Below are 9,733 nucleotides of genomic sequence, written 5' to 3' on the forward strand. Positions count from 1 at the left end.
TCCTTATGCACGATCCGCTTCCGTGGGCTTTAAGTTAAGGACGGCATCGGCGGAATCCGCTAGCAGTGTCGTGCGCGCACCCGCGATCTCGCGCGTCGCGCGGTGGTCGACAGCGATGATCGTGTATACCGTCGGAAGCACGAACAGCGTAAAGACCGTACCAACGAGCATGCCTACCACGATCACTAGACCAAGGTCGTATCGGCTGTTCGCGCCTGCACCCGATGCAAACAAAAGGGGAACTAGGCCGACAACCATGGCGGCCRTCGTCATCAGGATCGGGCGCAGCCGCATTCTCGCCGAGTGCTCGATGGCCGCGCGTCGATCCAAGCCCGCTTTCACCTGCATCTCGTTGGCGAATTCGACCATTAGGATTCCGTGCTTGCTGATCAGCCCGATCAGGGTGACCAGGCCTATCTGCGTATAGATGTTGATGGTGGCAAAGCCTAGCGCCAGCGGGATGAGGGCGCCACAGATCGACATTGGTACGCTGATCAGAATGATGAACGGATCTCTCAGGCTTTCATATTGGGCTGCCAGGATAAGATAGATAACGATGATTGCGAAAAGGAAAGCCATCATGAGCGCTGAACCTTCCTGCGTGTACTGACGCGCATCTGACAGCCAATCATAGGTGAAGCCGGGGGGGAGCGCCCTAGCTTGTTCGGTCAGGAACTGTACCGCGTCGCCCATTGTCACACCCGGATTTGGAATGGCCTGAAACGTGGCTGAATTCAACTGATTGAACTGAGTCAGCTGATTAGCCTCCACGCCCGTGGACAGGCGCACCAAATTCGACAGCGGAACTTGCTCGCCCGTTGCGCTCTTGACGTAATAGCGCGACAGTGCCTCTGGCGAAATACGCTCATTGCGTAAGCTCTGCGGGATCACGTCGTAAGATCTTCCGTCGGTGCCAAATCGATTGATGTAGTTTTCGCCGACTAGAACTGCGAGTGTGTCGCCGATGTCCTTCATGGTGATCCCCAAGCTATTTGCCTTGGTACGATCTATCTGGATGTGGACCGCTGGATTGTTGTAGTCCAGGTCGCTGTCCACGACCATGAATAGGCCACTCTTGCGTGCCGATTGCTTCAATGTCTCCATGGTTTCATATACGAGACGGTGATCTCCCGCGCTTTTGATGACCAGTTGAACAGGCAGCCCCCCGGTCGAGCCAGGCAGCGATGGCAGCTGAAAAGCAAAGACATTGCTGCCCTCGATGTCGTTGGCCCTGCTTTGCATGTCTACCTGAATTTGGTCGGCATTGCGCTTTCGCTTGTCCCAGTCAACAAAGTTGACGCCCGCGATACTGTTGGCTACGCCGCCAGAGCCATTGATTAGCCACAGATTGCTCTGTTCAGGAAGTGTCCTCATGGCGTCATTCCACTTTTGGCCAAATTTTTCCACATAGTCAATATTGGCGTTTTGGGGTGACTTGATGGCCGTGAGAACGGTGGACTGATCCTCCACGGGCGCCAACTCGCTTTGTGCGCTGCGGTAGAGCAACGGCAGGCTAACGAAGACGATCGCTGCCAGCGCGCCGCTGAACCAGCGGTGATGCAAAGAGATATCGAGGAGACGGCCGTATGCGGTACCTACCTGTTGAAATATCTGCTCCGCGCGGCGCGCCATCCGTCCTTCGGACGCCTTGCTGTCGAGCAGGAAGGAACTCATGACCGGCGACAGCGTGAGCGCGATGACGCCAGACACGACCACAGAACCGGCCAACGTGAAGGCGAACTCCTTGAATAGCGTGCCCGTTAGGCCGCCCATGAGTCCGATCGGCGCATACACCGCAGCTAAGGTGATCGTCATGGCGATCACTGGCGCGGCAACCTCGCGTGCGCCGATCAGTGCAGCCTGCACCGGCGACTTGCCTTCCTCGATATGGCGGTGGACGTTCTCCACCACCACGATGGCATCGTCTACGACCAGGCCGATCGCGAGCACCATGGCCAACAGTGTGAGCAGGTTGATGCTGAAGCCAAACAACGCCATGAACGCCGCGGCGCCGAGCATCGACAGCGGTATGGTTACCACCGGAATGATCACTGCGCGCCATGAGCCAAGGCACAGGAAGATCACGCACACAACAATGGCAATGGCCTCGAACAGCGTGCTTCGGACTTCGTCAATGGAGGCGCTAATAAAGCGTGCGAGCTCGAACGGAACCGCCACCTGCACGTCGGGAGGCAGGCTCTTTTTGATTTCTGGCAGCAACTCATTGACCTTGCTGACAATGGTGAGCGGATTGCCGTTAGGCGCGGCGTTTAGGCCAAAATAGACGGCCTTCACACCATCCATAGTCGCGCTGGTGTCTGCCGAAGCCGCACCCAGTTCTACGGTCGCGACGTCGCTCAGCCGGACAATACCGCTAATCGTTCGTTTGATCACCATGTCGCGGAATTCCCCCACGTTGATCAGATCGGTATTCACCTGAATGTTGGACACGACATAGAGTCCCTTGGCCTGCCCCGGGGCAGCTTGCACATTGTTGTCGCGCAGCGCCTGCGCGATCTCGCCAGCTGAGATGTTGCGCGCAGCCAGGCGATCGGCGTCCAGCCATATACGCATCGCCATCCGCTGACCGCCATTGAGATCAAGGCTGGCAACGCCCTCGATCGAAGAGAACTGGGGCTGCACGACGCGGGAGACGTAGTCGGTCAGCGCGGGGATGGACATCGTCTTGCTCGCGAACCCTACATAGGCCACGGCCGTGGCGTCACCGGACGACTTCGTCAGTACGGGGTCGTAAGCCTCCTTCGGGAGCCGATACTTGACTTCGTTCATTTTGGCCATGATCTGAGTCATGGCCTTGTTCGAGTCTGCGTTCAGCTTCATCCGCAATGTAATGATGCTTCTCCCTTGCGTTGAGGAGGAGGTCAAGTAGTCGATGTTCTCGACGGTGGCGACAGACTGAGCGATAGGCTGCGTCACGAACCCTTGCATGAGTTCCGGCGACGCACCGGGGTATTGGGTGGTAATGGTTAGCGTGGAACTCTCGGTCAGCGGATACTGACGTATTGGCAGCCCGCCCAACGCGCGCAGGCCCATGAGCAGTATCAACGTGCTGACGACCAGTGCCAGCACGGGTCGTCGGACGAAAAGATCAGTAAATTTCATGATGAGATTTCTTGTCGTGACTATTGGCGCGCGACGTCGCTGCCGTTCGGTACCACGGCCACGGTGTCGTGGCCAACAACTTGCACTGCGGCGCCGTTGTGCAATCGCAACTGGCCCGACGTCACTACGCGCTCGCCGGCGTGGATACCTTCGGTGACGACCACCTTTCCTTCTATGTGCTCTCCGGTTTTCACATACGACTGGCGGACGCTGAGGGCCTTCGGGTTCATGTCTTGCAAGACATAGACGAACTCGCCATAGGCGCTGTAGCTGACCGCAGTCTCGGGAACGGTGACCACAGCTGGTCGTGGCGGCAGCGCCACGCGAGCATTGACGTACATGCCGGGCGTGAGAGCACCGTCCGTGTTTTCCAGCGTGGCTTGCACTAGGAGCGTCCGGGTGCCGCTATCGATCTGCGGCTCAATGGTGCTGACCTTGCCGGTGAAACGGCGGTTCGGATGCGCATCCACCGCGACAGTCATGACCTGGTCGGGCCTTACCTCGCGCAATGCCCGCTCCGGCAGCGTGACATTGGCGTACAGGGTGTGTGAGTCCGTGAGGGACACCATCCCGTCACCAGTATGGACGAATTGCCCCAGGTTCACGCGCCGTACACCCAGTACACCGTCGAAGGGCGCCTTGATGCGCTTTTGCTCTATCAGGGCCTGAGTGCGCCGGATCTCGCCTTCTGTCTGGTCGTAGGCTGACTGTGCTTGATCAAGTTGCTCCTGCGTGGCGGCCTGCTGCGGCAATAGGCGGCGCGTGCGTTCGAGCATGGCCCGGGCATTACTGGCTTGGGCCTTCAGGCGTGCGAGATCGCCTTGTTCTGGCGCGTCATTCAGTTGCACCAACACCTGTCCCGTCCGCACCCTGCCGCCTGGGTAGAACAGGATTCGCGAAATGAGACCACTTGTCTCCGCCGTTACAAGCACTTGCCGGGTGGCTTCGAGCGAACCGATGCCTGTCAGGAAGCCGGGGAGGTCGGATTGCTCGGCCACGGCCACTGCCACTTTCGTGGCCGGGACTCCTGCTGCGCTCGTCTTGCTTGCCGCTTGCGCGCGGACGTGAAGTACCCCAGCGCCAATCGCGGCGAGAGCCAACAGGGCGGAGCAGCCCAGCCCAATCTTGAGTGTTTTGTTCATGATGTCGGTTTGTCTTGGTCAAAGGCCGGGTGCAGACTTTCGGACGCGCCAACGTGCCGTGACGCCGGTTCTCATCCACGCGTACCCTCACACGGATTGGCCCGGCTACATCTCTGCACTGCTTACCGAGAGCTAAAGCGGTATGCCTCTGGCTGAAAGGAAGAGGTGACGATGGCCAGTTCTTTGCGTTGAGCGTGTTGTCGCGCGTATTTCATGGACTCGCCTGAGCCTTGCGTCGAGGTTTCTACAAAGACCCGTCTTGCCCCGGGAAGAATGATATAGAGGAACGAATGGGCAATCTACGTGATAGAGTCCGGGAAACTTTGTTAATCGTCCATAAAAGTAATCATGGATCCACTTTCCGATGTCCTATCTTTACTGCGCATCCAAAGCTATCTTTCGGCTACGCTGAGCGCGGGTGGGGCGTGGGCGATCGAGTTTCCCGCGCAGGAGGGGATCAAGTTCAGTGCAGTCGGGCGGGGTAGCTGTTGGCTTCTGGTCGACGGTGAACCGGAGCCGTTGCAGTTGCGGGAAGGTGATTGTTTTCTTCTGACGCGGGGGAAGTCTTTCACGCTGGCCAGCGACCCGACCATACAGCCGATCGACTCTCGGGCGATTGTTCAGAGGATTGCGGCTGACGAGCTAGTCTGGCACTGTGGTGGCGACGATGTCGTGATTTTCGGTGGACGATTCGCATTTGCCGGTGAACCGGCCGCTTTGCTGATCGGCACGTTACCCCCCTTGGCACACATCAACGAAGGTTCGTCCCAGGCAATGGTGCTGCGATGGGCATTGGAGCGATTCACGGAAGAACTTCGCGACCGGCAGCCTGGCAGATCCCGAATGGCAGAACATCTTGCGCACCTCATGTTTGTTGAGATATTGCGTGTTCATCTGAAGGCGACGAGTCAGAGTGGCAGTGGATGGCTCGCCGCGCTGTCGGACCGTAATCTGAGTAGGGTGGTCGGTGCCATGCATGCCGCGCCAGCAAATCGCTGGAGCGTCGAAGACTTTGCCCGCGTGGCAGGAATGTCGCGATCGGCCTTTGCCTATCGCTTCAAGCAAGTGGTTGGCGTGGCACCGATGGAGTACCTGACGCGATGGCGAATGCTAGTCGCCGGCGATCGGCTGCGTCATACTGACGAACACATATCATCCATCGCATATTCGCTCGGCTACGATTCCGAAAGCGCATTCAGCACCGCGTTCAAGCGAGTGATGTCGTGCTCTCCAAGGCAATATCAACGAAGCTCCACCGCGCAGGCTGTGGCGCAGCCCGCTGCCTGACACTTTTGGCTAACGGCGTGCCATGGTCGGTTACGTCATGCTAACCGCAGGGAGGATGGGCACGCGGCATGCACGTGCGGCGTGACGTGGGAGGCGACAATCATTTTGTCCGGCGGCCAAGATGTTTGTCGGTAAACCGGACATCCTGCTTGACGCTATCCAGTGACGTTCATCTCCAGGGAAGCGTCAGCGAACTCCGCTGCATCATAGCTCTTGTCTGCACCTGGCGTGATCGCTGTGTCTGAATCCTTCGCCGCCTGGAGAGCATCGTCGACCATGACCTTGGTGGCCTCGCGTTCTGCACGGCCGTCGGCGACTGTCACCATGGCCCTGGCACCAGGCTGTGAACGGTTATACCGCTCAGGGGGTGCCCATGTAACGCAATTCACTGAAAGTTTTGCCGATACAGAACAGCAGAGCATCATTGTCCGTCCTGGACTCCTGGACTCCTGGACTCCTGGACTCCTGGGCTCGCTACTCCGCTTGCCGCCTTTGCATTCGCCACCGTGGTTGTTGTTGTCCTCGCCATCCTTGCGGACAAAGCTCTTGAGGTCCGTCCAAGCTTAAATCAGCGTACCGTCGACGCTGACGTGTTCGCCAGTCGGCCAGCTCTTCTCTTGCGCAATAGCAAGCACGGATCGGTCGTTTGCGGTTGTAGGTGAACACCGTGGGGCCCGCAGGCCTCGTCGGCCATGGCCAGACCGACGAACCAGCGGAAGAGGGCTGTTAGAGAGCACCTGCAGGCATGGCCCCGCCACAACTTCTCCGGCGCGATACTCTCGCGCGCGCCTCCAAGATCCGCATCGTACATTCCCGCGAACGGCCAGTTCATCTTCGCCAGCGCTTGATTGGCCATGGTACGGCTACATGCGTAGTGGATGGGATTGGGCACGAAGTCGTTAAGTCGCCGCTCGGCGAACAGTGCCTGCGCCACGCATCGCATGTTCAGGGTCGTGCGAGGGTCTCATATCAACGCACATGCTGACTCCGAACTGACTTCTGCCGGAGGTGCTTCACCAGCCTGATAAGTATTGGATCCATGAGCGGAGGGGTTGCCGATAGGCTCTGGACATCGCGGTGCTGCCCCGCAACCCCCTGCCCGTCATACCGAGAACTCTGCATCCAATGCTATGAGATCGCCAGCGTTGCGCCATCGGCCGGAACTGAGCCGTACGGCACGCTCCTGCATCCCTGGATCGTCGCATCACCAGCATGCCTGTCCGGAACGGTTCCGCGGCAAGTCGGCTTCTTCTGAGAATCTCCTCCTTGACTGAGCGTGAATTGCACACCTATACTTTGTTCACATACAGGATGTGAGTTCACGTATGTGAACTATGACCAAAAAATTAGGCCTCCATGGAAGGCGACGGAGACAAACGTAATGCTTAGTGATCAGAGAGCTCTATGTGGAACGTACATGCGAGCGGAAGTGCACTTTCAGTGCGTACGAGCGCTGGACACGTGATTCCAAACAGTTAGTCGCCACCTTTGAAATTGCCAGCTGCATTTCCGGCTACTAGGCATTGATCCCGAGGGGGCGGCGGAGATGGCGATTCCGTCACTGCAGCCGATTGGTAGCGCCCGGCGCCAGCAATCGGTGCAGTGCAATTTTGCGAAACTTCAACGAGTAATCTGAAAAATGCATCTGACATTAGGCCTGCATCGTGCTGTCCGGCACGAGCCGAGCAGCGTAGCCACGTTCTACGAAGGACGCACCCATACATTTCGACAATTGGCTGACCGCGTGGCCAGGCTGGCCGGTGCGCTGCGTACTATCGGCGTAAAAACGGGCGATCGTGTTGCTATCCTCGCACTGAACTCTGACCGATATATAGAGTACTACTTGGCGGTATGGTGGGCCGGCGCGGTCGTGAATCCGATAAATACGCGTTGGGCCACACCAGAGATTCTCTATTCGCTAGACGACTCGCAGTCCGAGGTGATGTTTGTAGACAGCGCGCACAAGTCGAAGATCGATGAATTGCGCGAGGGTAGCACTACGCTTGAGCACATTATTTACCTTGATGAAGAAGAGAAGCCTAATGGCACGCTTTCCTACGAAGATCTCATTGAAGATGGTGAGCCGATTGAGGATAGCTACCGCCACGGAGACGATATAGCCGGCATCTTCTACACCGGAGGCACAACCGGATTTCCAAAAGGAGTGATGCTCAGTCACACCAACATCGGTGTTCCGGCCATGACGTTTCTTTGCGAAGAGTATGGCTTCGGTTCCGTTTCTCTTCATACCGCGCCGTTGTTCCATGTCGCGCCGCTAATGTACGTAATAGCTCAGCTATTTAATGGTGGCCGCCACATCGTCTTATCCGGATTCGAACCAGCGCAGGTGGCGCGTGCGATCGAGGAGAGAAAAGTCACGGATGTACTACTGGTCCCCTCAATGCTCCACGTTCTGCTCGATTCTCCGGTTGTTCAAAAAACGAACTTCTCAGGTCTCAGGCGGATCTGGTACGGCGGGTCGCCAATCGCAGAGACAACCCAGCGTCGAGCGCTCGAAGTGTTTCAACCCAGCGGCTTGGTTCAGCTCTACGGCCTGACCGAGATTCCCGTTGTTGCATTGCTTTCCGCAGCATGGCATGCACCCGAGATGAGAAAGCTTCGATCAACCGGGCGCGCCGCTCAGGAAAACGAAATCATGATCGCCGACGCGAACGGAAGAGAAGTACCGCGCGGCTCGATCGGTGAAATAGTCGCGCGCGGACCCAACGTAATGAAGGGATATTGGAACAAGCCAGTGGAGACGGAGACGGCCATCCGTAATGGCTGGCTATGGACAGGTGACGCCGGCTACATGGACGACGACGGCTTCGTGTTCATTGCTGATCGCTTCAAAGACATGATCGTCACGGGGGGGGAGAACGTTTACGCGGCGGAAGTCGAGAACGCCATTGCGAAGCACCCGGCAGTTGCCGCCTGTTCAGTCATAGGTATTCCCAGCCACGAGTGGGGTGAGTCGGTTCACGCTGTGGTGGTGCTGAAGCCTGGCGCCCGCGAATTTACCGTGGAGGAGATCCGACATCATTGCAAAGATCTGATCGGTGGATACAAGAGCCCACGTAGCATCGAATTCAAGCCGTCACTTCCGCTTTCAGCATTCGGCAAGGTCGTCAAGGACGAGCTTCGAGCGCCGTTCTGGAGAGACGCAATTCGAAAGGTATAGATCGACGTCGACCAACACACGTAAAAACTTCCAGGAGGTTCAAGTGAATCAGGCACAAAGGGATATCCAAAGTCACCTTGTCGGTGTAGCTGCGCCCCCTTTTAGGGGAGTCGTCGAATATACCAAGGTCGTCGAGTACGCACAGGCCATTCATATCCGCAACCCTATTTATTTCGATCGTGAGGCCGCGATCGCAGCGGGATACCGAAACGTTGTTGTGCCCCCTGGTTTTATCAACCCATTCTCACTACAACCGCGTTCCGCAAAGTTCGAGACATTTGGCATTAATGAAAAAAGAGCGGTCGCAGGGGAGTGGTCATGGGAGCAGCGACTTGTCATTTGTGCAGGTGATGAACTTCACGGGCAGAGTGTACTTGTCGAGTTTAGTGAGAAGCAGGGAACGCGTCCGAAACGCATTTTCGTGATCGAGACTACGTATTCGACTGACGATTGCGAGGCCGCCATTGTGGTTCGCGACACAACGATCGAGTTCAAGGAGTGAATCCATGAGAGATCCAATTGAGGAACTCTGTCCAGCCGTTAGTCGCGTCGATATCGCTTGGGTGTGTGTTGCGACCAATGACGGCAATCCGTTGCATCTCGATCATGAATTCGCAAAGATTGCCGGCTTTGCGGACGTGGTCGTACCGGGACATCTCTTGATCGGATGGATCGGCCAGTATCTCGAGGACTGGTGCGGTGGTCCTGAAAATATCCTGGGCTGGGCGCTACGCTTCACAGCGCCGGTATGGCCAGGTGACCGTATTAAGCTGCAAGGTGAGCTGACGGAGTCAGTTCTGCAATCCGGCGAAACCGTGATGGTGACAATCACAGCGACATCGCAGAAAGATCAGGTGGTCGGCATCGCTAGGGCGGAATTTCGCCTCTCATACGCGAAATCATTTAACAACTAAGGAAACACACCGTGGACCGCTACGCTCGCTACACCAAGCTGAAGTTTGACCGACCGCATCCTCATACATTGCGAATCACGATCACC

7 protein-coding genes are annotated in these 9,733 nt (G+C 57.2%); 4 read left to right on the top strand and 3 right to left on the bottom strand.

Annotation, left to right across the window (positions count from 1 at the left end; genetic code table 11):
* Positions 1 to 3: 3 nt before the first annotated feature.
* Together AC1DKD_RS14280 and AC1DKD_RS14285 are read right to left on the bottom strand one after the other, a co-directional pair.
* Positions 4 to 3,123, bottom strand: a complete 3,120-nt coding sequence (locus tag AC1DKD_RS14280; protein WP_477143382.1) for a MexW/MexI family multidrug efflux RND transporter permease subunit — start codon at positions 3,121 to 3,123, stop codon at positions 4 to 6.
* Positions 3,124 to 3,143: 20 nt separating this feature from the next.
* On the bottom strand, positions 3,144 to 4,265 hold the full coding sequence (locus AC1DKD_RS14285; RefSeq protein WP_441633744.1) for an efflux RND transporter periplasmic adaptor subunit: 1,122 nt from the start codon (positions 4,263 to 4,265) through the stop codon (positions 3,144 to 3,146).
* 348 nt (positions 4,266 to 4,613) lie between these two features.
* On the opposite strand from AC1DKD_RS14285, the gene AC1DKD_RS14290 reads away from it, so the two are divergent.
* Positions 4,614 to 5,552: an AraC family transcriptional regulator gene (locus AC1DKD_RS14290; protein ID WP_441633746.1), complete on the top strand. Its 939-nt coding sequence runs from the start codon at positions 4,614 to 4,616 to the stop codon at positions 5,550 to 5,552.
* A gap of 155 nt (positions 5,553 to 5,707) precedes the next feature.
* On the opposite strand, the gene AC1DKD_RS14295 is transcribed toward AC1DKD_RS14290, so the two are convergent.
* Positions 5,708 to 5,878 carry a hypothetical protein gene (locus tag AC1DKD_RS14295; protein WP_441633747.1) on the bottom strand — a complete coding sequence of 57 codons (171 nt, stop codon included), beginning with the start codon at positions 5,876 to 5,878 and terminating at the stop codon, positions 5,708 to 5,710.
* Positions 5,879 to 7,191: 1,313 nt separating this feature from the next.
* Between AC1DKD_RS14295 and AC1DKD_RS14300 the strand changes: the two genes are divergently transcribed.
* From AC1DKD_RS14300 to AC1DKD_RS14310, 3 genes are read left to right on the top strand one after another with little or no spacing between them, the layout of a single operon-like run.
* Positions 7,192 to 8,733 carry an acyl-CoA synthetase gene (locus AC1DKD_RS14300; RefSeq protein WP_441633749.1) on the top strand — a complete coding sequence of 514 codons (1,542 nt, stop codon included), beginning with the start codon at positions 7,192 to 7,194 and terminating at the stop codon, positions 8,731 to 8,733.
* A gap of 43 nt (positions 8,734 to 8,776) precedes the next feature.
* A complete protein-coding gene (locus AC1DKD_RS14305; RefSeq protein ID WP_441633751.1) occupies positions 8,777 to 9,235 on the top strand; it encodes an FAS1-like dehydratase domain-containing protein in 459 nt (152 codons plus the stop codon).
* Positions 9,236 to 9,239: 4 nt separating this feature from the next.
* Positions 9,240 to 9,647: a MaoC family dehydratase gene (locus tag AC1DKD_RS14310; protein ID WP_441633753.1), complete on the top strand. Its 408-nt coding sequence runs from the start codon at positions 9,240 to 9,242 to the stop codon at positions 9,645 to 9,647.
* Positions 9,648 to 9,733 lie beyond the last annotated feature (86 nt).

The organism is Cupriavidus sp. 05T313 (assembly GCF_056396665.1).